This is a genomic window from Streptomyces sp. S3(2020) (assembly GCF_013044505.1).
Classification (GTDB): domain Bacteria; phylum Actinomycetota; class Actinomycetes; order Streptomycetales; family Streptomycetaceae; genus Streptomyces.
Genome location: NZ_JABERD010000010.1, coordinates 40,557 through 66,822 on the forward strand (window position 1 = coordinate 40,557; position 26,266 = coordinate 66,822).

Consider the following 26,266-nt stretch of genomic DNA (forward strand, 5'->3'; position numbering starts at 1 on the left):
CCGCGGCGGTGCTCGGTCGCGCACTGCGAAGGGCCGCACCCCGCGACGGGTGCGGCCCTTCACCATGACGGGATGTTCACGCCGTGCGCGTCACTGGTGATGCGGCGACGTCAGGTAGTGCTGCCTGAGGAGCTCCTTTCCGTAGTCGTTGCCGTTCGGGGTGCGGATGACGGAGTGGACGTGCATCTGGGTGGGGGTGCCCTCGGTGCCGCCGTAGGCGCCGCGCAGCGGGCCCGGTGCCTGGCAGTCCACCTCGATCCACACCACCGGGCTGTGCACGCGGACGTAGAAGGCGTCGTCGTCGCCGGTGCCGCCGGCCCAGGTGACGTAGGTGTCGGAGAGGTGCTTGCGGATCTCGGCCAGGGTGACCTTGGCGGCGTCGGCCTTGGCGCGGCCGACGAAGGCCTGCGCGATGCCGAGGAGCTTCGTCCGCTGCGCGCCGCTGAGGGCGTTGCCGCGCAGGCCCGTGTACGCCTGGACCGTGTTGTCGGAGAACGCGCCCGCCTTCATGGACTCGTTCGACTTGGTCGAGGACTCGATGGCGACCTTCTGCTGCGCCTCGGTCAGGGAGTTGACGAAGGCGAGGCTCGCGACGACCTCCTCGTGGCAGACCGTCACCGTCTCGCCGTCGATCTCCATCGAGGTCGGCTCCGAACCCCAGAAGCAGGGGCTCATGACCACCTGGTCGCCGAGCACGAAGTAGTTGACGACCAGGTGGTGGCCGTCGAACTGGAAGCCCCAGGGCTCGGTCGCGGACGGGGTGCCCATCACCGTCCAGTAGTAGGCGTCCTCGTTGAAGGCGGTGGTGTTGCCGATCGCCTCGCCGGCCGCCTGGTTGATCTTCCGGATCTTCTCCGTGGTCTCCAGACCGTCGGCGCTCAGCGCGGCCTTCAACAGGGCGGTGCCCAGCGCCTGCTGATCATCCGTCAGATCGGCGAGGGAGACGCCCTGGCGTTCGTAGGAGTCGATGTTGCTCCACAGCCGCCACTCGGTGGAGTGCACCGTGAACTGCGTCGAGGACTTCTGGGTGTCGGTGAGCCCGGCCAGGAACGCGTTCGCGGCCGAGATCACCGCAGCGGTGGCCACCTTCGTGGAGTGGATCGTGAAGAGGTCGTCGATCCGCTTGCCGTCGGTGGTGAGACCGAAGAAGTCCTCGGTGATCGACTGGTTGCCGGGACCGCCGGTGCCGCCGCCCGGGCCGCCGCTGGGGGCACCGCTCGGCGAGGCACTGGCCGTGGCGTCCGCGGTGCCGGTGGTGTCGTCGGCCAGCGCGGCCCAGGCCCCGGCGCCGCCCATCGTGGCGACGGCCGTCGCGCCGCTGGCGAAGAAGACCTTGCGCATGAAGTTACGGCGGCTCGCGTGAGCACGGCGGCCGGCTTCGGACTGCGGCTCCCGGGCCGTGGGCTCACCGGTGTCGAGCTCGGTCATCGTCGCTGATTCCCTTCGTCGTCGGCACGTCCCCGCCGGACGGCCGCCCGTTGATCACTGTGGGGGAGCGAACTGAGTCCGAGCTGAAACAGGCCGCGCGGGCGGCCGGGAGGAAGCCGCCGAAGGGCGCAGGGATCCCTTCTGAACTGCGAATATGTGGGGACGCTTAGAGTTCGCGGCCGTGCGCGGGGAGCGTCACCGAGAACTCGGTGCGGCCGGGCTCGCTCGCCACGTCGAGGCGGCCCTCGTGCGCCTCGGTGATCGCCGCGGCGATGGCCAGGCCCAGCCCCGTGCCGCCCTCCCGGCCGGGGACACGGGAGCGGGAGGCGTCGGCCCGGGTGAAGCGTTCGAAGACCGAGGGCAGGAGAGCGGGCGGGATGCCGGGACCGTCGTCCCGCACGCGGACCACGCAGTGCGTGTCCGTGGCCTCCACGACCACGGTGATCTTCGTGCCCGGAGGGGTGTGCAGACGGGCGTTGGCCAGCAGGTTGGCCACCACCTGGTGCAGCCGTGAGGCGTCGCCGGACACGGCCGCCCGGCCGCCGTCGAGGCGCAACGCCAGCTGCCAGTCGTGCTCGGCGCCCGCGGCCCGCGCGTCCCACACCGCCTCGGCGACCAGCGTCGCGAGGTTCACCTCGTCCGACCGCAGGGGCCGACCCTCGTCGAGCCGGGCGAGCAGCAGCAGATCCTCGACGAGCCCGGTCATCCGGGCCGACTGCGCGGCGACCCGGTCCCAGGCCAACTCCGGTGCCATCGTGCGCGTCCCGCTCCTCATGAACTCGGCGTAGCCCGCGATCGAGGCGAGCGGTGTACGCAGCTCATGGCTGGCGTCGGCGAGGAAGCGCCGCATCCGGTCCTCGGTGCGCTGGCGTTCGGCGAGCGAGGACTCCACATGGTCGATCAGGCGGTTGAGCCCGACACCGACCTGGCCGGTCTCGGTGCCGGGATCGGTGTCCGCGGTCGGCACGCGGGTGAGCCCCGTGACCTCACCGCGGTCCAGCGGTACCCGGGCGACCTCCGCCGCGGTGGCGGCGACCCGGCCCAGGGGGCGCAGCTGGCGTCGTACGACCACGGTCGCGGCACCCGCCGCGGCGGCCAGCCCGGCGGAGGCGATCCCGGCCTCCACGACGACCAGGCCGTCGATCATGCGCTGCACGTCGTGCATGGGGAGTCCGGCCAGCACGGGCACCCCGTCGCCGCCGATCGCGGTCACGCGGTACGTGCCGAGCCCGGGGACGGTGCGCGTGTGCAGAGAGCCGTCCGTCGTGATGCCGTCGAGGGCGGCGCGCTGGGCGGCGGTGAGGACCTGCTGGCGGCCGTCGGGGGTCACGACCTCGGCGGCGATGACCTGGCCGTCGCTGAAGCGGGCCGCGAGCGTCCCGGTCGGCTGTCCGCGCTCGTTGAGGAAGCCGAGGTCCGTCGCGCCGCCCGTGCGTCGCTGGAGGCCGCCCTGGCTGCGTTCGGCGGCGTCGGTGACGCGTTGGTCCAGATCCCCGAGCAGATAGACGCGTTGGACGAACACCGTCGTGAGGGCCATGGCCGCGCACACGGCGACCATGGCCACGGAGATGAACACCACCAGGCGCACCCGCAGCGAGCGCCGTCCCAGACGCGGGCGGGGCAGCCGAGCGCCGCGTCGAGGTCGCCTCATGCCCCGTCGTCCGCGGCCCTGATCGCGTAGCCGACACCGCGCACGGTGTGGATCATCGGCGTACGGCCCTTGTCGATCTTGGAGCGGAGGCTGTACACATACACCTCGACCAGGTTGCCCTCGCCGTCGAACGAGGAGTTCCAGACGTGGTCGAGTATCTGCGTCTTGCTCAGCACCTGGTGCGGGTGGCTCATGAGGAAGGCCAGCAGGTCGAACTCCTTGGCCGTGAGCGGGACAGGCGTCCCGCCCCGACGCACCTCGCGGCTCCTCTCGGCCAGCACGAGGTCGCCCAGCACCAGCACCTCGTCCTGTTCGGACGCGTCATCGGGGCGGACACGGCGCAGCAGGCCCCGCAGCCGCAGCATGACCTCCTCCAGGGAGAACGGCTTGGTCACGTAGTCGTCCGCACCCGCCGACAGTCCGTCGATGCGGTGCTCCAGGGCATCGCGGGCGGTGAGCATCAGCACGGGCAGCCGGGCGTTCTCGCTCCTGAGCCTGCGCAGGACGTCGACCCCGTCCACGTCGGGCAGCATCCCGTCCAGGACGACGAGGTGCGGGGAGCAGTCCCGTGCGATCCGCAGCGCGCCACGGCCGTCCCACGCCGCGAACGGCCGCCATCCGGCCTCGGTCACCGCCGCGGACAGCAACTCGGTGAGCTCGGGCTCGTCGTCGACGATGAGCACGCGGACCGTGCCGTGGCGGGTTGCGGAGGAGCCGGACATGCCCCGACCCTTCCGCAGGCGGCTGTGGGTGGGATGTGAGCGACCTGAGGGCGTGCCATGTGCGGGAGGGGAGGGGAGGGGCGCGCCGGGGTGCGCTCCGGGCCTCGCCCGGCCGGAGCCATGAAAGAGACGCACACGTGTGCCGCGGGACCGGGATCGGGGCCGACGAACCCCGGCCCGCCGGCCCTCACCGCCCGAGTCGAGGGTCCACGTGGATCTTCGGACCCGGTCCCGCGCCCGCCGGACGCTCACCGGCGAGCACCGGCCCGACCTCGTCGAGCCCCACGGTGGCGGCGACGAGCGGTCTGGGGTCCACCGATCCGTCGGCGTAGGCCTGGATCGTCGTGGCGAGACCGGGGGAGGCGGACAGGACGCCCACCGCCGTCACGTCCTTGAGGAGGAGCGTGCGGTGGTCGAGCCGGGCGGGTTCGCCGGCCAGCCCGATGTAGACGACACGGCCGGCCGGTTCGACCAACTCCAGGGCACGGTTGGGGAGATGGGGCGCGGTCGAGGCGTCCACGACCGAGTCGAACGGCAGGCCGGGCAAGGACCGTTCCGTCCATACGTGCTCGAAGCCCAGCGCCCGGGCGAACGCGAGGGAGGCGTCCGTGGCGCCCATCAGATGCACCTCGGCACCGGCCGCCCGCAGGAACATCGCGACCAGCAGCCCGATCGTCCCCGGTCCCAGCACCAGCGTACGGTCGCCGGGACGCGGCGCGGCGGCCCGTGCCGCGCGCAGGGCGTTCCCGCCCGGCTCCACCAGCGCACCGAGCTCCGCGTCGACGGAGTCGGGCAGGGCGTGCAACGAGGAGGCCGGCACGGCGAGTTGCTCCGCCAGCGCCCCGGCCCGGGCACCGCGGATGCCGACCTCCTGCCGCTGCTCGCACACATGCTGATCGCCCCGCAGACAGCGGCGGCAGGTGCCGCAGCCGAGCATCGTGTCGCCCATCACCCGGCGCCCGCACCAGTCGGGATCCACACCGTCACCGACCGCGGCCACACGCCCGGACCACTCGTGCCCCAGCCGCATGGGATACGCGGAGTGCCCCTGATGGAGATAGGCCATCTCCCCGGTGAAGAACTCCACGTCGGTACCGCACACGCCGACCCGCTCGACGTCGACGACGACCTCACCGGGTCCGGCCACCGGCGCCGGGACGTCCCGGACCTCGTAGCCGCCGGGGCCGGTCAGTACGAAAGCGCGCATCGGGAGCCGCTCACCGGGGCCCGAGGACATGCTGGCGCTGCGCGCCGAGCCGCGTGATGCCCAGCTCCATCACGTCACCCGGCGACAGATACACGGGCGGGGTGAGCCCCATGCCCACGCCGGGCGGGGTGCCGGTGTTGATGAGGTCGCCGGGCTCCAGGACCAGGAACTGGCTCAGGTAGTGCACGATGACGTACGGGTCGAAGACCATCGTCTTGGTGCTGCCGGTCTGCCGCCGCACCCCGTTGACGTCCAGCCACATGTCCAGCGCGAGGACGTCGTCGATCTCGTCCGCCGTGGCCAGCCACGGACCCGCCGGGTTGAAGGTCTCCGCGGACTTGCCCTTGGCCCACTGCCCGCCGCGCTCCAGCTGGAAGCCGCGCTCGCTGACGTCGTTGACGACCACATACCCGGCGATGGCGTCACGGGCCTCCGCCACCGAATCCAGGTAGCTCGTACGCCGGCCGATCACGATGCCGAGCTCCACCTCCCAGTCGGTCTTGCCGGCACCGCGCGGGATGCGCACGTCGTCGTGGGGCCCGACCAGTGTGTTCGGCGACTTGGTGAACAGGATCGGCTCGTCGGGCACGGCCATGCCGCTCTCGGCGGCGTGGTCACGGTAGTTAAGCCCGATGCACAGGATCTGGTGCGGACGGGCGATGGGCGCGCCGACGCGCTCCCCGGCGAAACGGGACACCTGCCCCGCCGCCGTCCGCGCGGCCACCAGCGGGCGCACGCGGTCCAGGCCGCCCGAACCGAAGAACGCCTCGTCGAAGTCGGTGACGACGTCGGAGAGGTCGACGTACGTCTCGTCGTCGACGCGGGCGACGGGCTTCTCGGCGCCGGGGGCACCGATGCGCATGAGGTACACGGGGCTGTCTCCAGGGGGGAAGGGGCTTCAGCTGTTCGGCTCGGTCAGCAGGGCGCGGATCTCGTCGAGCGCGTCGACCAGGGAGGCGAGCGGCGTCCGGTAGGCCAGCGCGCTGATGCTCACGGCTCCGGAAGGCGCGGTCGGGGAGGTGAGAAACACCGGCAGGGCAAGGCAGTTGACCCCGGTCTCGTTCTCCTGGTCGTCGACGCCGTACCCGCGCTCCCGCGTGACCGCGAGCTCACCGTGCAGAGCGTCCGCCGCGCACAGACTCCGTGGCGTACGGCGTTGCGGGCCCGCGTCCCCGACCCATGCCTCGACCTCCGCCAGGGACGTCAACTCCCGGGCCAGCAGCAGCTTTCCGACGGCCGTGGTGTGGGCAGGGTTGCGCCCGCCGATCGTCGACGTCAGCCGGACGGCACCGGAGGGCGGGTCGACCTTGGCGCGGTAGACGACCTCATGGCCGTCGAGCACCGCGTAATGCGCCGTCTCACCGAACCGGCGTGCCAGCGCGTCCAGCACGGGACGGACCCGGACATGATCGGGCCTCGCCTCATGGTGCGCGAACGCCATGCGCAGGAACTCGTCCCCGAGCACATAACGGCCGCGTACGTCCTGGTCGGCCAACCCCGCCCGGCGCAGCGCCCCCAGCGCCCGGTGCACGGTCGGCTTGGGGCTCCCGATCGCACGGGTCAGCTCCTCAAGGCCCACGCCCCCGGGATACCGGGCGAGCTCCTTGAGGACCGCGAGCACCCGGTCCGAACCCACGAGCCGGCCGCCGTCGACACCGGTCGCACCGTCCGTGCCGGGGTCTGTCGGTCCGTCGTACGTCTGCGTAGGCTTCATCGCGTTCCGAACAGTAGACCGACGTACCGACTATTGGAAGGGACCCCATGGTGAGGCTCCGCAGCGCACAGTGGTACGCGGGTCAGGACCGCAACGGCTACATCCACCGGGCGTGGATGCGCCGGGGCGTACCCGCCGACGCCTTCACCGGGCGGCCCCAGATTGCCATCGCCAACACCGCCTCGGACCTCACCCCCTGCAACGCACACCTCGACGAGGTCGCGGCCTCGGTGCGCAACGGCGTCTACGAGGCGGGCGGCATCCCCCTGGACCTGCCGGTCGTGTCGCTCGGCGAGACGAACGTACGGCCCACCGCGATGCTCTGGCGCAACATGGCCGCGATGGCCACCGAGGAGATGCTGCGGGCCAACCCCCTGGACGGTGTCGTCCTGTTGGGCGGCTGCGACAAGACGATCCCGTCGCTGCTCATGGCCGCCGCCTCGGTGGATCTGCCCGCGGTCGTGGTCCCCGGCGGTCCGATGCTCAACGGCACCTTCCGCGGCGGCCTGCTGGGCTGCGGCACCGGGGTGTGGCAGCTGTCGGAGGAGGTCCGGGCGGGCACACTCTCCCAGGAGCAGTTCACCCGCTCCGAGTCCTCCATGATCCGCAGCCGCGGACACTGCAACACCATGGGCACCGCGTCGACGATGGCCCTGGTCGCCGAGGCGCTGGGCACGGTACTGCCCGGCACGGCCGGCACCCCCGCCCCCGACAGCCGGCTCCTGGAGGCCGCGCACCACACCGGACGGCTGGCCGTGGACATGGTCGCCGCCGACCGGCGGCCGGGCACCTTCCTGACCAAGGGCTCCTTCCACAACGCGATCGTGGCACTGGCCGCCATCGGCGGCTCGACCAACGCGGTCGTCCATCTCCTGGCGATCGCGGGCCGGTCGGGCATTGATCTGACCCTCGACGACTTCGACCGCATCGGCTCCCGCGTCCCCGTCCTGGTGGACCTCCAGCCCGCCGGCCGCTTCCTCATGGAGGACCTCCACCGCGCCGGAGGCCTCCTCGCCGTCCTGCGCGAGGTCCGCGACCTGCTCGACCCCGACGCGCTGACCGTCACCGGCGAACCCCTGGTCGGCTTCCTCGACGACGCCACCGTCTGGGACGCCGACGTCATCCGCCCCCGCGCGGAACCCCTCGTCGCCGAGGGCGGAATCGCCGTCCTGCGCGGCAACCTCGCGCCCGACGGCGCCCTCGTCAAACCCGCCGCCGCCTCACCGCACCTGCTGCGTCATCGTGGCCGGGCCGTCGTCTTCGACTCCGTCGAGGACTTCCACGCCCGCGTCGACGACCCCGACCTGGACGTCGACGCCGACTCCGTCCTCGTCCTGCGCGGCTGCGGACCCAAGGGCTATCCGGGCATGCCCGAGGTCTCCAACATGCCGCTGCCGAAGAAGCTCCTCGAACAGGGCGTACGCGACATGGTCCGAGTCTGCGACGGCAGGATGAGCGGCACGGCGTACGGCACGGTCGTCCTGCACGTGGCCCCCGAAGCCGCGGCCGGCGGACCGCTGGGCCTGGTGCGCACGGGCGACTTCATCACCCTCGACGTCGAAGCCCGCCGGATCGACATCGACGTACCGGACGACGAACTCGCCCACCGCAAGCCCGACCAGGCCACCATCGACGGCTTCGCCGCACCCCGACGCGGCTGGGAGCGGCTCTACGTCGACCACGTCCTCCAGGCGGACACCGGAGCCGACCTCGACTTCCTCGTCGGTTCCAGCGGGTCCGAGGTCAGCCGTGAGTCACATTGAGCGTGCGCGGAAGGTGCGGCGATAGGCGTCCGGGGGCACGCCGACCGTGCGGTTGAAGTGCCGGCGCAGGGTCGTGGCGGTGCCCATGCCGGTGGCCGTCGCGATGGCGTCGACGCTGTCGTCGGTGGCCTCCAGCAACTCCTGGGCGCGGCGGATGCGTTGGGTCAGCAGCCACTGGAGCGGGGTGGTGCCGGTCGTCTCCCTGAACCGGCGGCCCAGGTGACGTGAGCTCATCCGCGCCTGACGGGCCAGGTCCTCCACGCCCAGCGGCTGGTCGAGCCGCTCCAGGACCCAGGGGAGCAGCCCGCCGAGCGGATGCTCGTCACGGGTCGGCACCGGGGCCGCGACGAACTGCGCCTGGCCGCCCGCCCGGTGCGGTGGCACCACCAGCCGGCGGGCGACGACGTTGGCGACGGCCGAGCCGTGGTCCTGCCGGACGAGGTGCAGGCACAGATCCATCGCGGCGGCCTTGCCGGCGGAGGTGAGCACGCTGCCGTTGTCGACGTAGAGCACATCCGGGTCGACCTCCACCTCCGGATAGCCGGCGGACAGCGCCTCGGTGTGCGCCCAGTGCGTGGTCGCCCGCTTCCCGTCCAGCAGACCGGCGGCGGCCAGCACGAACGCCCCGGTGCACAGGGAGGCCACCCGCGCCCCGGCCTCGTGGGCCGCGCGCACCGCGTCGACCAGCTCGGCGGGCGGATCCACGTCCACATCCGCCCAGCCGGGGACGATCACGGTGTCGGCGCGGGCGAGATGCTCGAACCCGTGGTCGGGCTCCAGGAGGAAACGGCCGACCCGGACGGCCCGCACCCCACAGACGACGACGTCGTACCAGGGGACGGTCACACGGTCCGGGACGGAGCCGAACACCTCGTAGGCCATGGACAGCTCGAAGTGCAGCATCCCGTCGGTCACGGCCAGAGCGACAGTGGTCATGTCCGAAAGTGTACGGGGCTCGTCGTTCCAGACACTCACGCCGGGGCGTCCGTTCTCGCCAGGATGTTCTCGACGGCAGAGAACGAGAACAACGAGAACGGGGAGAGAACCCATGGGATCGGCACAGACGGTGACGGTGTACGGCGCGTACGGGCACACCGGACGCTTCGTGGTGGCACATCTGCGGGAGCGCGGATTCGTCCCGGTCCTCTCCGGCCGCGACGCCGGCAAGCTCCGCGAGCTGGCCGCCACCCTCCCCGGGGTCGAAGTCCGGCCGGCGCCGGTCGACGACCCGGCCGCCCTCGACCGGGCCCTGGCCGGCGCGGACGCCGTGATCAACAGCGCCGGCCCCTTCGCGACCACCGCGGCCCCCGTCATCGAGGCGGCCCTGCGCGCCGGGATCCCCTACGTGGACGTGGCCGCCGAGATCGAGGCCAACGCCGACACCTTCACCCACTTCGCGGACCGCGCCCGGGCGGCGAAAGCGGTGATCGTCCCCGCGATGGCCTTCTACGGCGGCCTCGGCGACCTCCTGGCCACCGCCGCGATGGGCGACTGGACGACGGCCGACGAGGCGCACATCGCCTACGGGCTGAGCGGCTGGCACCCCACCGCCGGGACACGGGCCGCGGGCGAGGTCTCCCACGGCCGGCGCGGCGGGCGGCGCGTCCGCTACACGAAGGGGCGGCTGGAGTACCACGACGACCAGCCGACCGTCCTGAAGTGGCACTTCCCCGAACCGATGGGCATCCGGGACGTCATGGGGGAGTTCACCATGGCCGACGTCGTCACCATCCCCAGCCATCTGGCCGTCCCCGAGGTGAGCACCCACATGGCGAGCGAGGCGGCCAGGGAACTCGCCGCCTCCGACACCCCGGCGCCGACCGCGGCCGACGACGACGGGCGCTCCGACCAGACCTTCCTCGTCGACGCCGTCGTACGCTCCGGTGGCACCGAACGGCGCGCCGTGGCCAGGGGCCGGGACATCTACGCCGTCACCGCACCCCTCGCGGTCGAGGCGGTCCACCGCATCCTCACCGGGCGGACCAGGACGGTCGGGGTCGCCTCCGCCGGCGAGATCTTCGACGCACCCGACTTCCTGCGCGCGCTGTCGCCGCACATCTCCGTCGAACTGCGCCCGTAGCGACGCGGCGAGAGGAACTGCCGTCACGAGCAAGGAAGTTGATGTGCGAAGCTGTCCCCACTGTGGGCGGCGGGAGGAGCGCAGGGTGACAGGCGACGGCGTGCGTGCCGAGGAGATCGACACCAGCAGACCGCACCCTGCCCGGATCTACGACTACCTGCTGGGCGGCAAGGACAACTACGAGGTCGACCAGCGCGCCGGCGACCAACTCGCCGCCGCCGCACCCGAGGTACGGATCGGTCTGCGCGCCAACCGCGGATTCCTGCGGCGCGCCGTCCGCCACGTCGTCGCCGAGGGCGGCGTCCGTCAGCTCCTCGACATCGGCACCGGCCTTCCCACCTCGCCGAACGTCCATGAGATCGCCCACGAGGTCGCACCGGACGTACGGGTCGCCTACGTGGACAACGACCCGATCGTCAAGGCACACGGCGACGCCCTGCTCAGCAGCGACGGCACGACCAGCATCGTGCTCGGCGACCTCCGCGACCCGAGGGCCATCGTGGACCACCCGGACATCCGCCGGGTCATCGACTTCGACGAGCCGGTCGCCCTGCTCCTCGTCGCGATCGTCCACTTCCTCACCGACGCGGACAAGCCCGGGGAAATCATCGCCACCCTGCGCGACGCCCTCCCCTGCGGCAGCTACCTCGTCCTCTCCCACGCCACCGGCGACTTCGCCGACCGCACCGCGGCCCAAGCCGTCTACAACAAGGCCACCGCCAGCCTGAACCTCCGGTCCCACGCCGAGGTCGAGCGCTACTTCGACGGCTTCGACCTCATCGAACCCGGCCTCGCCCAGGCCCCGTTCTGGCGCCCGGACGCTCCACCGCCACCCGGCTCCGAACTGATCGGCTTCTACGGCGGCGTGGCACGCAGGCGGGACTGACCCCGCCGCACCGGGTTCCTATGTCACGCCCGTGCCTCGTGCCGTGACCGCTGAGCCACCAGCAGAGCGGTCACGCCCACCACCCCCAGGACCCCGACGGAGTGGAAGGCGCGGGAGGAACGCCAGGACAGCACCGACCACTTCGACTGCGCGGACAGGCACGACCCCGTGCTCAGCCATGATCCGAACGACACCAGTGACAGCGCCGACCCGATCGAGCCCACGGACAGCGCGCTCCCGATCGACCCGACGGACAGCGCCGAGCCGACCGAACCGATCGACAACACCGATCCCACGGATCCGATCGACAGCACCGAGTCCTGCGACCACAGGGACAACAAGGAGTTCGTGCCGGAGGGACGCGTCGACGCCAAGGAGGGTTTTGTCATGAGGCCATCCTGCCCGGCATCCGCCGTCCCGCCCATGGCATCCGCCGAATGGTCGCCGCGCGCTGAACAGGCGCCAGGTCCCCAGGCGGTCCGCTGCCCGTGAGCGGCACGTATCCTCCGGGCTGTGACAGTCACCTATGTACTGGACGGCTCACAGGTCAGGACGCTGGAGGACTTCTGGCGCGTCGTGGGGGAGACCATCGGCGACGAAGGCTACTTCGGCCGCAACCTCGACGCCTTCGTCGACTGCCTCCGCGGCGGCTACGGCACGCCGGAGGACGGCGACTACGTGATCGAATGGCGTGATCACGAGTCGTCCCGCCGTCACCTCGGCCACCCCGAGACCGCCCGGCAGCTCGACATCCGGCTCGCGCGCTGCCACCCGACGAACAGGCCCTCCGTGAGCGCCGACCTGGCGGAGGCCCGCGCCGGACGCGGGCCCACCGTCTTCGACTGGCTGGTCGCGATCATCGAGGGCGAACACCCGGGCGGACTGCGCCTGCGCTGACCGCCGCACCAGGATCGCGGCGGCCCCGGTCGTTCACGGCAGAACCTTCACCTGCACCCCGGAGATCCGCCCCACCTCGTCGAAGCCCACCTCCACCGCGTTCCCACCACCGAGGTCCGCGACGATCAGGTCGCCCTCGGAGCTCTGCGGCACATCGTGGTGGTCGAAGTAGCCGCCGACGACATCCCGGGCCGAGTACCCGATCAGCCCCGCTCCGGTGAGGAGCGTCCGGGGCAGTGTGACCGGGTCCAGGCCGGCGCGGGGGACACGGGCGTCGTCGGGCAGGAAGTAGACCTGTGTGGCCGGGCCCGCCGGAACGCCGATGTACCCGGGCGCCTCGGCCACCCCCATCCCCGTGAAGGCGAGCATCTCGGCGGCCCGGCGAGGATCGGCGAACCCGGACAACGGCACGATCTCCTCGGCCAGTTCGGGGATCCCGTGCACCCGTCCGTACCGTCGGACCGCGCCGGTCAGCGCCACCACCTCGGTGCCCCGCAGACCCGGATTGGCCCAGCCCCACATCCAGGACTGCTGGTCCATGTCGTAGGTCCCCAGCACCGCCACCCGCAGCTCCAGCTCCCCCTGCTGGTACAGGCAGGACGGCAGGTCGGCGGTCCACGGCCCCTCGGGCAGAAACGCGCCCAGCGCGTCGAGCTGGGCCGCACCCCACGCGGCATGCCGTTCGGCCTCACGCAGGAACGCCTCGCTGAATTCACTCACCATGCCCCGACCCTACGAAACGGCCGGATCACACCTCGAACAGGGTCGGACGGGGCGCGTCACCGCAACGGCCGGGTGCCGCTGTGGGGGAGTTCGGGTTCCCGGCACCCTGATGTGTGTCCCGGCCCCTTGGCCTATTTGCGGAGCCAGAAACCGGAGCGTTCCAACCACAGCGACAGCAGGTCCGCGTCCCCGAACACCTCGACGGACGCGTCGGCCGGGGTGCGGCGGCCGTAGAGCAGCAGTACGAGGTCGGTGAGCGGGGCACGGACGGCCACCGCGGCCTTCGCGTGGGTGTGGCTCCAGGTGATCGGCACGGCGGTGAGGTCCACCAGCCACTCGGCGTGGGGCGCGTCGGTGGCGTGCAGGTGCAGTGTGCGGCCGGGTCCGGTGAGGGGCGGTGCGTCGGGCCCGGCGGCCTCCAGCACCCGGGGCAGCGCGCCGAACCCCATCCACTCGTCCAGGGCGTCCCGCGCCAGCTCCTCCCGTACGGCGAAGGGGGTCCCCGTGACGAAGGCGGCGTCGGCGGCGTGCAGGGTCGTCTCGTGGGCCATCCGCCGGGCCCAGAAACCCGCGACACCGCTCGGTGCGACCGTCCACACCGGGGCGTCGGAACCGGCCTCGCGCAGGGCCCCGGTCAGTTCCGCGGCTCCTTCGGCGAGCCAGGCGTCCAGGTCGGCGGCGGACTCGGGAGCGGGCGAGAAGACGTCGTCCACCATGTCGTGGGCGACGGGACCGGTCGCTCGGCCGCGGACGATCCGCGCCGCCCACCGATGGGTCCCTCCGACGTGCCGGGCGAGCTGCGTCAGGCTCCATCCGGGACAACTGGGGACGGACGTCGCGGCCGGCCCCGCCTCGGCGGACCGCACGGCCGCGCGCAACTCGCCGGCCCGGGTGCCGATTTCGGTGCAGAAGATGTCATGCTTCACATCACTCACCGAGCCACCGTAGAACGGACCGGGCCTCCGCTCAACGCGGATTCACGCCTGGCTCTCCGGAGCGCCTGTGCAGTTGAATCGTGCGATGAACGCGATGAACCCGGTGGACATGTCCACCCGAGAGATCCGCATCCCCCTCGACGAGGTCGTCGCGATCCTCCAGGACCTCAACGAGTTCGTGGTCTCCCTTGACCGCCTTGGCTCCCGCGAGGCATCCGGAACCGCCGACGACTCGACCGTGGGCAGGTTCGTCAGCGACTGGGATGTCGCCCGCCGTCTGGCCCACGCCCGGCGCGTCATCAGCGTCGCCCTGGACGAGCAGCTGACCGAGCAGGACAACGCCGCGATCGACGCCCTGTGCGACCGAGGACGCTTCTACGGCGGCTAGCGCCGGCGACGCCGCCGAAGCGGAACGTCGGGACGGGCCGTCGTCCGGCCGTACTCGATTCCCGGCTCCCGTGCGCGGCCGCCGGTTGCGGATCCAGGGGAAGGGTGGTCAGTTCCGGTTCAGGGTCCGGGTGATGCCGGCGAGTACCGCCGTCGTGAGGATCCAGCCCGCCGCGATCAGCGCGTACGACAGCCAGGCGGCCGTTCCGCCCTGCCAGTACCAGGACGTGCGCTGGCCGAGACCGCCGATGGGGATGAGCAGGTCGAGCGTGTAGACGAAGGGGGTGAACGGGGGCACCTGGCCGGGCTCGGTCGCCGTGGGGGTGTGGGTGGTGAAGACCGTGGTGCCGAGCAGGACGAGCGCCGCGAGCCACACGCCCGCACGCCACGGGCGGTAGCCGTAGCCGACGGTGGCCTCCAGGAGGTGGCCCCACAGCCGGGCGGGCGGCGACAGGGTCCTTCTGCGGTCGCGCTGTTTGACCAGCAGGACACGTCGGGCATCGTCGTCGTGGCCGATCTGCCGGTACCAGGCCGCCAGCTGCTCGTACGGCTGGGCGGCGTACCCCGGATGCCGTCGCACCCACGCCACGCGGCGCTCGACGGACGACCCCTGGAGCTCGCTGATCTCGTGCAGCGAGCCGTAGGTGAAGCCCTGAAGCCGCACGGTCTTCGGCCAGACGCCCGCCCGGTCGTGGAAGGCGACGGCCCGGGCGTCCTCCAGGTCCACCACCCCGGACGGCGGCCCGGCCGGGGTGAAGACGACGACCCCCGCCTGCATCCGGGCGCAGTCGAGCGCCGTGCCGTCGGCCCGCAGCTCGGCCGCGTCGAAGGTCACCTGGTCGGTGATCTGCGTGCCCCGCAGACTGACCGTCCCCTCGGCCGTGAACCCCTCGGACAGAGCCATGCTGCTCACCACCGCATGGTCGGCGAGAAGTGCCACACCCCCGGGGTTGAGCAGCCGCGTCCGCTCCATGTGCAGGCCACCGAGAAGCTGGGCGCCCACGAGGCGTACGCCGCCGTGGACGGTGGCGGAACGGCAGAACAGCCCGCCTTCCATGACGACCCCGCCGGCGAACAGGGCCCAGCCGTCGGGCTGCGAGAGCACCGCGTGGCTGAGTGCCAGCTCACCGGTCAGACGCGCGTTCAACAGCTTCACGGAGCCGCTGACCACCGTGTGGCGCAGCGCGACCCTGCCCTCCACCCTGGCCATGCTGAGGTCGATGCCCGGCAGCCTGCTGCCCTTGATCTCTATCGTCCGGGTGATGGCGCCGTACAGCCCGGCGCCCTGCTCGAACCAGCACCCCTCGAACCGCATGACATGCCCGATCTCGGCCCCGCCGAGCTCCAGGACACCGCTGATCCGCGCGCCCGCGATCCGCAGCGCGGGCACCGCTCCCGGCCGGGCCGGATTCGCGCCGAGGAGCAGAGCGGCCACCACACCGGCCCGCACGGTCCGCTCGTCGCCCCAGTCGCCCCCGCCGTCGGGATCGTCCTCCGCCTCACCCGTACGGAAGTCCACCAAGCGGCCCGTGGGATACGCGTCCCACAACTGCCGCTCCGCCGACGTGAGTTCCTCGTACGCATACACGCGGGAAGAGTAACGGGCAGAAGCCGTCGGTGATCGTGGGCCCGCCTCCTGTCAGGTGAGGTTGAGTCCGCCGTCGAGGACGATGACCTCGCCGGTGAGATAGGTGCTGGCGATGACCGAGGCCACCAGGCCGGCGACGTCGGAGGGCTGGGCGGGGCGGCCCATGGGCGCGCGGTCGCGCCACACCTCGTGGGCGTGCGTCCAGTCCTTGGTCATGGGGGTGTCGACCAGGCCCGGCGCGATCGCGTTGACGCGCACGTCGGGTGCGAGGGCGGCCGCGAGGAGCCGGGTGACGTGGTTGAGCGCGGCCTTGCTCGCCGCGTAGGGCACCGACGAGCCCTTGGGGCGCACCCCGGCATGGCTGGTGATGTTGACGACGCAGCCACCGGTGGGGGACCGGCGCAGCGCGGGGAGGGCGGCCGTGCAGAGCACCCAGGGGGCGATCAGGTTGACCTCCAGCAGCTGCCGCCAGTCCGCCGGTGTCGCGGCCGCGAGGTCGTGGTGGGGGATGGGCCGGCTGATGCCCGCGTTGTTGACCAGGACGTCCAGCCGGCCGTGGTGGCCGAGTGTCTCCTCCACCAGGGCACGTGCCTCGTCCTCGACCGCCAGGTCGGCCCGCAGATACGTGCCGTCGAGCTCCGCCGCCAGCGCCCTGCCCGCTTCCGCGCTGTGTCGCGAGTGCACGACGACCCGCATGCCGTCCGCCGCCAGCCTGCGGGCGACGGTCTCCCCGATCCCCGAGGTGGAGCCGGTGACCAGGGCGACGGGGCGATCCGTTTGTTCGATGCTGCTCATGCTTGCGGATCTTGCCACGGCCCTGTCGCCTCGGAGGTGGGTCCCTGGGCTGCATCCGATCAGTTTCGGAGAAGCAGCCGCGCCGGATGGTTCCTAACCTGGTGTCATGCCACCAGGGCCCGGTCGAGAGGAATCCGCCATGAAGAGCTCGCAGACGTCGGACAACAGCGGCGGCACGGCAGGCGAGAAGACGGCAGGCGAGAAGTACGACGGCTTCACGGACGAGGAGCGGGGCGCGATGAAGGAGCGCGCCCAGGAGCTGAAGGCGTCCGCGCGGCGGGGCCGTGGGACGGCCAAGGCGGACCCGGAGGCCGACGTACTGGCGAAGATCGCCGAGATGCCGGAGGCGGACCGTGTCCTGGCCGAGCGGCTGCACGCGATCGTCGGGGAGAGCGCGCCGGAACTCGCGCCCAAGCTCTGGTACGGCATGCCGGCGTATGCCAGGGGCGGCAAGGTCGTCTGCTTCTTCCAGGGCGCGCAGAAGTTCAAGACGCGGTACGCCACGCTCGGCTTCAGCGATCTGGCGAACCTCGACGACGGCCCCCTGTTCCCGACCGCCTACGCGCTGACGGACCTGACCGGCGACACCGGGGAGCGGATCGCCGCACTGATCAAGAAGGCCGTGAGCTGAGGCGCTGACGCGGTCGGAGCCGGCCGGCAGCGGGAATCAGGGTGGCCGCTCGTCACGTTGCCCCCACAGCCGCTCTCCCGCCCCAGCTTCGTCCAGGAGGCCCTCCCCCATGCCAGAGCCGGAGATCGACGCCGTCGTGTTCGACGTGCTCGGCACTCTCGTCGACGAACCCGCCGGTCTGCGCGCCGGTATCCGTGAACTCGCCCCGAACCTCGACGACTCCGGGACCGAGGAGCTCCTGGCGCTGTGGCAGCGGCACATCGAGACCGAGCAGCGTCGCATCCTCGACGGCGCCCGGCCCTACGCCCCCACCGACGTACTGGACCTGGAGGCCGCCCGCCTGGTCGCCGACGCCGCCGGAGTCGACGACCCCACGGCGGTGACGGCACTGTCCCTGTCGGGGCGCCGGCTCCCGCCGTGGCCCGACACCGTCGCGGGGCTCGCCCGGCTCGCCGAACGCTTCCCGCTGATCGGACTCTCCAACGCGAGCCGGACGGCGCTCCTGGGCATCAACGCGCACGCCGGACTGCGCTGGCATCAGGCACTGTCCGCCGAGGACGCCCGGACCTACAAGCCGGACCCGGCCGTCTACCGACTCGCCGTCACCGTCTCGGGCCGGCCGCCGGAGCGACTGCTGATGGTCGCCGCCCACGCCTGGGACCTGCGCGGAGCGCGGAGCCTCGGCCTGCGTACCGCCTATGTGGCCCGCCCGGTCGGCGACCCGCCCACTCCCGCGGACCGATTCGACCTGCACGCCACCGACTTGCTCGACCTCGCCGACCGGCTCCGGCCATGAAAAGGGGAATGCCCGGGGGGTTCAGCACCCCCGGGCATTCCCGGTCGTGGGACTACAGCCCGTCACCCACCATGGCGGCGACGATCTGCACTTGACGGTCGGCCGCCGTACGGAACATCAGGCCGGGTGCTCACTTTCTACGGTCGCCGATGGTGACCAGTCCGGTGATCTTCGAGCCGGTGACGTTGTCGTAGACGACATCACCACCGGACTTCTTCCAGATCCTGACGTGGAAGCTGTCCGGGGTGTCCGTGGCGGTGACCCGGAAGCCGTATCCGCCGGCCCCGTTGACCGTTCCGGAGCCCTGGTAGACGGCCTGGGAGCCGGTGACCACGAGCCAGTCGGAGCCGGTGGAACGGAACTTGAGCTTGGCCGGGGCGAAGTCCAGGGACAGCTGCCCGAGGGGAACGGAGAACTGCTTCGCGTAGAAGGCGGTGAAGACGAAGCCGGCCTTTCCGGTCAGCGTCGGCTTGGCGGGGAAGGCCCCGGCCGGCGAGGTGAAGACGCCGGTGCCGAACGCGGGTCCGGCGGCGCGGTTGTAGACGATCAGCTCGGGGAGCGTCCTGCTGTCCGAGGCGCCCTCGTCGTCGGTGACGGTGATCACCGGCTTGCGGATACCGGCCTTGCGGTAGGTGTGCTCCGCCCGGCAGCCGGACGCGGTGACCGTGCCGGCCGTCGGCTCGGTGCCGTCCTTCCAGTCGACCTTGCAGGTGTGGGTGTCACGGGTGCCCGGGTCGGTGAACTCGGCCGTGACAACCGCCCGCTTGCCCACCGACACCGGGGACTTCGGTCCCGTGGCGGAGGTGAGGGCCGGTGCCGCGTTGGCGACCTCGACGGTCGCCGTGTCGCTGCTGCGGCCGCCGGTCAGCGTCACCGTGAACGTGCCGTCGTCGGTGCAGGTGACCGTCGTGCTCGCGGCCCCGGCGTCGGCGAAGACGCAGGGCGCCCCCTCCTCGGCCGTCCACTTGGCGCTCCCCGCGCCGGAGAGCGTGCCGTCCAGCTTGATCGCCGTGCCCTCGGTGCCCTTGGTGTCGGGACCGGCGTGCACGATGGTGACCGGGTCGATGCCGGTCAGTGTCGGGACGACCTTCTTGATCAGACCGTCCGCGTCGAACTCCATCTTGTCGATGGTGGTTTCGCGGTGCATGCCGTCACCGCCGGGGATGGCGAAGCGGTGGTAGACGATGTACCAGTCGTCGGTGTTCGGGACGTGGACCACCGAGTGGTGGCCGGGGCCCTTGATACCGAGCGAGAGGTCCTTCTCCAGGATCACGCCCCGCTTGGTCCAGGGACCGGTGGGCGAGGGGCCGGTGGCGTAGGCGACCTGGTAGTTCTCGTCACGTGTGTCGTTCTCCGACCACATGAAGTAGTAGGTGCCCTTGCGCTTGATGACGAAGGAGCCCTCGTTGTAGTTGCTCGGCGTGATGTTGGTGACCTTCGAGGCGTCGAAGGAGACCATGTCGTCGTTGAGCGGGACCACGTAGGCGCGGCCGTTGCCCCAGTAGAGGTAGGACGTGCCGTCGTCGTCGGTGAAGACCGCCGGGTCGATCATCTGGCCCGTGTAGTCACCGGCCTTCAGCAGCGGCTTGCCCAGGGCGTCCTTGAAGGGGCCGGTCGGCGAGTCCGACACCGCCACACCGATGTTCGCGTCGGCGCAGAAGTAGAAGTAGTACTTGCCGTCCCGTTCCTCCATCGCCGGCGCCCAGGCGCGGCTGTCGGCCCAGCTGACGTCGGGACCGAGGTCCAGGATGACGCCGTGGTCGGTCCAGTGGACCAGGTCCTTGGAGGAGTACGCCTTGAACTGCGTACCGCTCCAGCCCTCGAAGCCGTCGGTGGTCGGGTAGATGTAGAAGGTGTCGCCGAACCTGACGATGTTCGGGTCCGCGTTCAGGCCCGGCAGCAGCGGGCTCTTCATCTCCACGGCCGACACCGTCCAGGTGCGCTTCTTCCCGTCCGAGCCCGTGACCTCGTACGTCACCGGCTCGGTGAAGTCGCGCAGGGTGCCGGAGGCGGGGCTGATGCTCGCGCCGTGGGCGAGGGTGAACTCCGGTGCCAGGGCGGTGACATCACTGCCCGGGGTGAGCGGCAGGACGATCTTGCTGCTCTTGTCGGTGATGATCGCGTCGGTCTTCAGCGCCGGGTGGGTCGCCCCCGCGATCCCGGTGGTGTTGCCGCTGAGCTCCAGGACCTCGGCGGGCGTCAGGGCCCGGTTGTAGATCCGGAAGTCGTCGACCTCGCCGCCGAAGTACGGGTCCGGGGAGTACAGCGACTTGCCGATGTAGCCGGAGTAGTCCTTCGCCGAGTCGTACAGCTCGGACGGCTTGACGGTGACACCGTTGACCCGGGCCGCCTCGGCGCCGTCGATGTAGAGGATCGCCGTCTCGGTCGCGCCGTCCAGCGTGACGGTGATGTGCTTCCACTCGCCGGCGGTGAGCTGGGAGCCGCCGATCATCTGCTTCTCACCGGACCAGGTCGCCTTGGTGATCGCGGAGAAGAGCTTCCCGCCGCCGTTGGAGGGCGTGGCGAACAGGTACTTGTTGCTGTCCGGGCCGAGGCCGAACAGCCACTGGAAGTTGTCGCCGCCCTTCCACTTCACGTACGTGGAGACGGTGACGCTGGTCGTGTCCTTGAGGACCCCGTTCGGGATCTTGACGTACGGCGAGCTGGAACTGCTGTTGCCGCCGGACATCTTGAACGAGCCGCCCTCGACACCGGTCCCGAAGTCCGGCGTACGGACGTAGGTGCCGTGGTAGCCGTGGCCGCTGGAGTCGCGGGCGATGCTGCCGCCGCTCTCGTCGAAGTCGTAGTGCAGGAGCAGGTCGGCCGGGACGTCCGGGCCTTCGGCGGAGACCGTGACCTCGGCGCTGACGTCGATCGCGGAGTCGCCCGCGAGGTCGCCCTTCACCGTGAAGGTACCGGCCTGCGCGTACTGCGACGCGTCCACGGCCTCCCAGGTGACGGCGACGGGCCGCTTCACGCCGTCCGCGGACTCGGCGATGACGGTGGCGGGCAGGACCGGGGCCTGGCCGATGCGCGTCTCGACCTTGACGTCCTCGGCGCTCGTGATGATCTGGTCCGGCTGGTACGTCTTGAGGAGCCGGTCGTACTCGGCCTGGGTGACCGGGAGCACCGTGCCGTGCCGGGGCTTGGACGGCAGGTCGTAGTCGGTGGCGGGGGTCCAGACTCCGGAGGCCAGGTCCGTCGTCTCGAAGGGGATGTAGCCGCGTCCGCCGAACTCGTCGAGGAACGCGTACCACTTCTCCTCGGTGTTCGACTTGAACACCAACGGGCCCTCGGCCGCGCTCATCTCGCCCTTGCCGATGCCCTCGGCGACGGCGGTCCAGGAGAGGTTGCGGAGCGTGTCGCTCTTCTCCTCGAAGATGAACTTGCTGTTGGGCGTGGAGGAGGAGTTGTTCCGCTCGTCCTTGGAGAGGCGGAAGTACTCGCCGTCGTGCTGGATGACCGTGGAGTCGATGACCGAGTAGCCGCGGTCGACCCAGACCTTGGGCTCGCTGAAGGTGTAGAAGTCACGGGTCGTCGCGTACATCATGCGGTTGTACGTGTCGCCGGAGTGGTCGGCGGTGGTGTACAGCTTCGACGCCCAGAAGACCACGTACTCGCCGAGCTTCTCGTCGTAGTACGCCTCGGGGGCCCAGGTGTTGCCGGCCGAGTCCGGGGAGACCTTTACCAGGCGCTGGTTGGTCCAGTTCACCAGGTCGGTGGACTCCCAGACCATGATGGACTTGCTGCCGGTGCGCTGGGAGGCGTCCCAGTCGCCGTTGCCGTAGATCCTGAGGTCGGTGGCGATCTGGTAGAACTTGTCGCCCTCGGGGGAGCGGATGATGAACGGGTCGCGCAGGCCCTTCTCGCCGAGCGTGGAGGTCAGGACGGGCTTGCCGTCGTTCAACTCCCGCCAGTTCAGCGGGTCGTTGCCCTTGCTGAGCGCGGCGTAGAGCTGCTCGCCGTCCGAGGTGCCCTCGCCGGTGAAGTAGCTGAACATGTAGCCCTTGAGGGCTTCCTTCTCGGGCAGTTCCGGCACCTTCGCCGTGAAGGCGCGGGTCGCCTTCGCGTCGCCCTTGGTGACGGTGGCGGTCAGCTCGGCGGTCGTGGCGCCGTCGCCGTGCGCGGGACGGTGGACCACGCCCTCGGCGGAGACGACGTCCGTGTTCGCGGAGGACCAGGAGACCTCGGTGCCGAAGGTGCCGGTGGCCGGGAGTGTGAGGTTGCCGCGGGCGTCGTCGACGTTGTGCACGGTCAGCGCCTCGGCGGCCAGCTCGACGGCGGTCGCGTCGTCGACGGCGGGCAGGACCGTGACCTCGAAGGTCTTGGTGGCGCTCACCGAACCCTTCTTCAGGGTCGCCGTGAGCGTGGCGTGGCCGTCCGGCTCACCGGCGGCGGGGCGGGTCACCGCGCCGGAGTCGGAGACGACGCCGGTGTTGTCGCTCTCCCAGGTGATGGTGGAGCCGCCGGCCGTGCCCGTTTTGGGCAGGGTCAGATCGGCGGTCACCGCGCTGGTGTCGCCCAGGGTCAGGGCGGCCTGGTCGGCCGCGACACCCTCCTCGGCGATGGGGAGCGAGAGCTGCTCGACCTCGGAGCCGGCGAGTGCGCGGTCGTAGACCCGGAAGTCACGGATCTTGCCCTTGAAGAGCTTGTCGCTGGTGTAGACCGACTTGCCTATGTAGTTGGCGGTCGTGGTGCCCGAGCCGATCGACCCCGGGGTGATGCTGACCGAGGTGTTGCGGCCGACCTCCGTGCCGTCCTCGTACAGCACGGCGGTGTTGCCGGTCTGGGTGTAGGTGAGCTGCTTCCACACCGCGCGGGTCAGGTTGTGCGAGTCGCTGGGCCGGGTGTTCTGCTCGGTCGACCAGTTGCCGGAAGCGATGGCGGTGCGCAGCGAGTTGCCGGTGGCGAAGAGATAGCCGTTGCCGGCGCCGCTGGTGGTGTTGCCGAAGCCGTAGATGAAGTACGGGGTGGTCTGCGACTCGTCCATCAGCACGTCCATGGAGACGCTGATCGAGTCCATGCCCTTCATGACGTCGTTCGGCACCTTGATGTAGGTGTCCGAACCGTTGAAGGCGAGGCCCTGGCCGGTGCCCGTCCAGCCGGCGGTGCCGTTGACCGTGCCGTCCCGGCCGTTGCCGGAGGCGTCGGTGACGGTGGTGCCGGAGGAGGCGTCGAGCTTGTACCAGAGGGCCAGTCCGTCGGTGACATCCGCGGTGTCCGCCGCCTGCGCGGGGACGAGGGGTGCGGTGAGGCCCAGGAACAGCGAGGCGACGGTCAGGCCGGCGAATCGGCCCGCCCGGCGTCTCGCGCGGGTGCGCGGACGTGCGAAGTGCGTCATGTGGGGTTTCCCTGCTGAGGCATGGCTGACGGGGGAGGGAAAAGGCATGGCGGAGCGAGCCGTTGACGGGAGTGACCTCGGCCGTGGACACCCTGGCGTTTCGGCTGTGTGACGTCGTGTTGCGAGAGTGTCAAACGGGGTGTGGTGCAGCGTCAAGAGGTTTCGAACAATGTCCGACAGGTCGAACAGTGCTGTCATGGGTCCATCGGCCGGAGTGCGGCGCCCTGTTGGGGAGGCGGCGTCGCACTCCGGACCTGCCGACTTCCTACCGGGGAACGTCCTCGTGCTCGCCATGCCCCATCAGACGGCGACGCTCCTCACGATGCAGGTAGCGGCTCATCGCATCCGTCCCCGACTGGTCCGGCGCCCCGTGGACCCCCTGGCCGTCATGGGAGAAGGACTCCACGATGCCCCCGCCGGGAACCGCGAAGTGCGGTGCGCTCTCCAGGGGATGGGGGAAGTCGACGGGCGCCCCGGCGGGCACCTCGGGCGCCGCCGTGTAGGTGATCGTGTGCGGCAGCATGATCAGCGACGTCGTGCCCGTCTGCTGCCGGGAAGGCCGCAGCTGGACGCGGATACCGTGCCGGTCGGCGAGCCGGCCCACCACGAACAGGCCCATCTGCCGGGAGATGTTGGCGTCGACGGTCGGCGGATGGGCGAGCTTGTGGTTGATCGCGGCGAAGTCCTCGGCCGTCAGACCGATGCCGCTGTCATGGATCTCCACCATGACCCGCCCGTCGGGAAGCCGGCCCGCGGTGACGTACACCTTCGTCTGCGGTGAGGAGAACGTGGTGGCGTTCTCCAGGAGTTCGGCCAGCAGATGCACGAGGTCGCTGACGGCACGGCCGTGGATCTCGGCCTCGGGGATCCCACTGAGCTCGACACGCTCGTACTGCTCCACCTCCGAGGAGGCGGCGCGCACCACGTCGATCAGGGCGAGCTGGGGCACCCCGTGGTGGTTGGACTCCTCGCCCGCGAGCACCAGGAGGTTCTCGCCGTTGCGGCGCATACGGGTCGCCAGGTGGTCCAGGCGGAAGAGGTCCTCCAGCTGGTCCGGATCGGCCTCGTTGTTCTCCAGGTCGGTGATCAGGGCCAGTTGACCCTCGATGAGTGACTGGCTGCGGCGCGACAGGTTGGTGAAGATGGCGTTGATGTTGCCGCGCAGCACCGCCTGCTCGGCGGCCAGCCGGACCGCCTCACGGTGCACCTGGTCGAAGGCGCGGGCGACCTCGCCGATCTCGTCGGTCGAGGTGATCGGGATCGGCGCGACCTGGGTGTCGACACGGCCGGGAGTGGCGCGGTTGAGCTGCGAGAGCAGGGCCGGCAGCCGCTGCTCGGCGATCTGGAACGCCGAGCCGCGCAGGACATTCATCCGGCTGCTCATCGAGCGGGCGACCCCGGCGGCGATCAGGAACGCGGCCAGCACGGCGCCGAGAACCACGGCCGACAGGACGATGGCGTCCCGGCGCGCACTGTCGGCGATGTCCTCGGCATTGGCGAGCGCGGTGTCGCTGAGATAGACCTCGACCTGGCGGTACGCGTCGAAGGAGAGCGTGGACGCGGCGAAGAAGGAGTCGGTGGTGATGCCCTGTTCCGCGAGATCCGCCGCCGACTTCCCCGACGCGATCTCACTGATCATCGTCGTCATGGCCGGCGGGACGACGTAGTCCTCCCCGGCCGCCTTGGCCTGCGCGGCGGCCCGGGTGACCTGCTGCTCGCCCTTGGTCTTCGCGGCCGCCAGCGCCTTCTTCAGCCGTGCCGTGTCCTGGCTCGTGGCGGCGCCGTCGAACTCCACCAGCGCGACCTGCTGGAGATAGGCGTAGGAGCGGAACGAGGCGAGCTGCGTGGCGAGTTCACCCTCCTGGAGCTTGCCGCGGTCCTCGGCCAGGATGTGGGTGCCGATGGCCCGGGTCAGGGACTCGGCCGCCTGGGTGAGCGAAATGGCGTACAGGGCGCGGCCGAAGCTGGCCTGGTTGCTGCTGCCGAAGCCGAGTTCGTTGGAGAGTTCCATCAGCGGGTGCTGGATCAGGTGGTACTTCTCCTCGGTCTGCACCCCGGGCAGCGCGGACGTGAACGCCGCCTTGCGGATGCCGGCGAGCTGCTCGCCACCGCTCTGGACCACCTCGACCCTCCTGAGCAGACGCTCGGTCTGGGGCATCCGCTCCACCGTCCTGTCGAAGGCGGCCCTGTCCTGATCGGTGATCTTGCGGGCCTTGGCGACGACGTCGGAGTCGGTGTCGCCCGCCAGCAACGGGACGACCGACAGATCGCGCTCGTTGATCGCGTCGCTGGCGTACTTGTTCGCCGCCTGCACCAACTCCGCGACCCGGACCGCGTCGTCGGCGTTCTGCCAGGTGTCCACGGCACGTGTCACCCGGAATCCGCCGAGTACGAGCGTGACCAGGACCGGGATCAGGAGGATGGCCCGCAGCCGCCGCGCCACCCGCCAGTTGCGGGTGAAGGAGATGCCCGTGCCGCGCCCCGTCGCCTTCGGCCGCTCGGGCGGTCGAGGCGGTGGAGTCGGCTCGGACGTCGGGGCCGGGGGGTGCGCCAGGCGAGGCGTACCCGACGCGGGGGCTCCCGCAGCTGCCTTGCCGGGCGCTGCTCGCCTTGCTTTCCTCACTGGACTACCGACCTCTCGACGGCGGGTGACCCGCGATCGCGCCCGGCTGAACGTGTCGGCCCATTCCTGGCTGTATGCGTGCGGGACCCGATCACGGCT

At 71.0% G+C, this 26,266-nt stretch carries 21 protein-coding genes; 7 read left to right on the plus strand and 14 right to left on the minus strand.

Annotation, left to right across the window (positions count from 1 at the left end; all coding sequences use genetic code 11):
* Positions 1 to 90: 90 nt before the first annotated feature.
* From HLK59_RS05605 to HLK59_RS05630, 6 genes are all read right to left on the minus strand, one after another.
* Positions 91 to 1,428 (minus strand): DUF3500 domain-containing protein, encoded by a 1,338-nt coding sequence (locus HLK59_RS05605; protein ID WP_171140097.1) that lies wholly within the window; start codon positions 1,426 to 1,428, stop codon positions 91 to 93.
* A 166-nt stretch (positions 1,429 to 1,594) separates the two neighbouring features.
* A complete protein-coding gene (locus HLK59_RS05610; protein ID WP_171140098.1) occupies positions 1,595 to 3,079 on the minus strand; it encodes an ATP-binding protein in 1,485 nt (494 codons plus the stop codon).
* Entirely contained in the window at positions 3,076 to 3,801 is a 726-nt protein-coding gene (locus HLK59_RS05615; RefSeq protein ID WP_171140099.1) for a response regulator transcription factor, read from the minus strand. The genes HLK59_RS05610 and HLK59_RS05615 overlap by 4 nt, the downstream gene beginning before the upstream one ends.
* 187 nt (positions 3,802 to 3,988) lie before the next feature.
* Positions 3,989 to 5,008 (minus strand): alcohol dehydrogenase catalytic domain-containing protein, encoded by a 1,020-nt coding sequence (locus HLK59_RS05620; RefSeq protein ID WP_171140100.1) that lies wholly within the window; start codon positions 5,006 to 5,008, stop codon positions 3,989 to 3,991.
* A gap of 10 nt (positions 5,009 to 5,018) precedes the next feature.
* Positions 5,019 to 5,879 (minus strand): fumarylacetoacetate hydrolase family protein, encoded by an 861-nt coding sequence (locus tag HLK59_RS05625; RefSeq protein ID WP_171140101.1) that lies wholly within the window; start codon positions 5,877 to 5,879, stop codon positions 5,019 to 5,021.
* A gap of 27 nt (positions 5,880 to 5,906) precedes the next feature.
* A complete protein-coding gene (locus tag HLK59_RS05630) occupies positions 5,907 to 6,722 on the minus strand; it encodes an IclR family transcriptional regulator (RefSeq protein ID WP_171140102.1) in 816 nt (271 codons plus the stop codon).
* A gap of 47 nt (positions 6,723 to 6,769) precedes the next feature.
* Here HLK59_RS05630 and HLK59_RS05635 point away from each other — a divergent pair, with 47 nt between their 5' ends.
* Positions 6,770 to 8,485, plus strand: a complete 1,716-nt coding sequence (locus tag HLK59_RS05635; RefSeq protein WP_206326809.1) for an IlvD/Edd family dehydratase — start codon at positions 6,770 to 6,772, stop codon at positions 8,483 to 8,485.
* On the opposite strand, the gene HLK59_RS05640 is transcribed toward HLK59_RS05635, so the two are convergent.
* Complete coding sequence (locus HLK59_RS05640) at positions 8,477 to 9,421, minus strand: helix-turn-helix domain-containing protein (RefSeq protein WP_171140103.1); 945 nt, start codon at positions 9,419 to 9,421, stop codon at positions 8,477 to 8,479. The genes HLK59_RS05635 and HLK59_RS05640 overlap by 9 nt on opposite strands.
* Before the next feature lie 112 nt (positions 9,422 to 9,533).
* On the opposite strand from HLK59_RS05640, the gene HLK59_RS05645 reads away from it, so the two are divergent.
* Together HLK59_RS05645 and HLK59_RS05650 are read left to right on the plus strand one after the other, a co-directional pair.
* Positions 9,534 to 10,565 (plus strand): saccharopine dehydrogenase NADP-binding domain-containing protein, encoded by a 1,032-nt coding sequence (locus HLK59_RS05645; protein WP_171140104.1) that lies wholly within the window; start codon positions 9,534 to 9,536, stop codon positions 10,563 to 10,565.
* An 85-nt stretch (positions 10,566 to 10,650) separates the two neighbouring features.
* The gene (locus HLK59_RS05650; protein WP_171140105.1) at positions 10,651 to 11,451 is read left to right on the plus strand and encodes an SAM-dependent methyltransferase; all 801 of its coding nucleotides are present in this window, start codon (positions 10,651 to 10,653) and stop codon (positions 11,449 to 11,451) included.
* A 23-nt stretch (positions 11,452 to 11,474) separates the two neighbouring features.
* On the opposite strand, the gene HLK59_RS05655 is transcribed toward HLK59_RS05650, so the two are convergent.
* Positions 11,475 to 11,840: a hypothetical protein gene (locus HLK59_RS05655; protein WP_171140106.1), complete on the minus strand. Its 366-nt coding sequence runs from the start codon at positions 11,838 to 11,840 to the stop codon at positions 11,475 to 11,477.
* A gap of 124 nt (positions 11,841 to 11,964) precedes the next feature.
* Here HLK59_RS05655 and HLK59_RS05660 point away from each other — a divergent pair, with 124 nt between their 5' ends.
* Positions 11,965 to 12,348: a barstar family protein gene (locus tag HLK59_RS05660; RefSeq protein WP_171140107.1), complete on the plus strand. Its 384-nt coding sequence runs from the start codon at positions 11,965 to 11,967 to the stop codon at positions 12,346 to 12,348.
* Positions 12,349 to 12,381: 33 nt separating this feature from the next.
* Here HLK59_RS05660 and HLK59_RS05665 read toward each other — a convergent pair whose 3' ends face one another.
* Both HLK59_RS05665 and HLK59_RS05670 read right to left on the minus strand, forming a co-directional pair.
* On the minus strand, positions 12,382 to 13,071 hold the full coding sequence (locus HLK59_RS05665) for a DUF6882 domain-containing protein (RefSeq protein ID WP_171140108.1): 690 nt from the start codon (positions 13,069 to 13,071) through the stop codon (positions 12,382 to 12,384).
* A gap of 131 nt (positions 13,072 to 13,202) precedes the next feature.
* Positions 13,203 to 14,006 (minus strand): maleylpyruvate isomerase family mycothiol-dependent enzyme, encoded by an 804-nt coding sequence (locus HLK59_RS05670; RefSeq protein ID WP_171140109.1) that lies wholly within the window; start codon positions 14,004 to 14,006, stop codon positions 13,203 to 13,205.
* An 85-nt stretch (positions 14,007 to 14,091) separates the two neighbouring features.
* Between HLK59_RS05670 and HLK59_RS05675 the strand changes: the two genes are divergently transcribed.
* Positions 14,092 to 14,394, plus strand: coding sequence for a hypothetical protein (locus HLK59_RS05675; protein ID WP_206326810.1), 303 nt, complete (start codon positions 14,092 to 14,094; stop codon positions 14,392 to 14,394).
* A gap of 108 nt (positions 14,395 to 14,502) precedes the next feature.
* Here the strand turns inward: HLK59_RS05675 and HLK59_RS05680 are convergent, their stop codons facing one another.
* Complete coding sequence (locus HLK59_RS05680; protein WP_171140110.1) at positions 14,503 to 15,981, minus strand: oxidoreductase; 1,479 nt, start codon at positions 15,979 to 15,981, stop codon at positions 14,503 to 14,505.
* Positions 15,982 to 16,032: 51 nt separating this feature from the next.
* Positions 16,033 to 16,776 (minus strand): SDR family oxidoreductase, encoded by a 744-nt coding sequence (locus HLK59_RS05685; protein WP_171140111.1) that lies wholly within the window; start codon positions 16,774 to 16,776, stop codon positions 16,033 to 16,035.
* 139 nt (positions 16,777 to 16,915) lie between these two features.
* Here HLK59_RS05685 and HLK59_RS05690 point away from each other — a divergent pair, with 139 nt between their 5' ends.
* Entirely contained in the window at positions 16,916 to 17,407 is a 492-nt protein-coding gene (locus HLK59_RS05690) for a DUF1801 domain-containing protein (protein WP_171140112.1), read from the plus strand.
* Positions 17,408 to 17,516: 109 nt separating this feature from the next.
* Positions 17,517 to 18,203, plus strand: coding sequence for a haloacid dehalogenase type II (locus HLK59_RS05695; RefSeq protein WP_171140113.1), 687 nt, complete (start codon positions 17,517 to 17,519; stop codon positions 18,201 to 18,203).
* Positions 18,204 to 18,333: 130 nt separating this feature from the next.
* On the opposite strand, the gene HLK59_RS05700 is transcribed toward HLK59_RS05695, so the two are convergent.
* Entirely contained in the window at positions 18,334 to 23,544 is a 5,211-nt protein-coding gene (locus HLK59_RS05700; RefSeq protein ID WP_171140114.1) for a family 43 glycosylhydrolase, read from the minus strand.
* Between the two features lie 265 nt (positions 23,545 to 23,809).
* Positions 23,810 to 25,987: a nitrate- and nitrite sensing domain-containing protein gene (locus tag HLK59_RS05705; protein ID WP_171140115.1), complete on the minus strand. Its 2,178-nt coding sequence runs from the start codon at positions 25,985 to 25,987 to the stop codon at positions 23,810 to 23,812.
* Between the last annotated feature and the right edge of the window lie 279 nt (positions 25,988 to 26,266).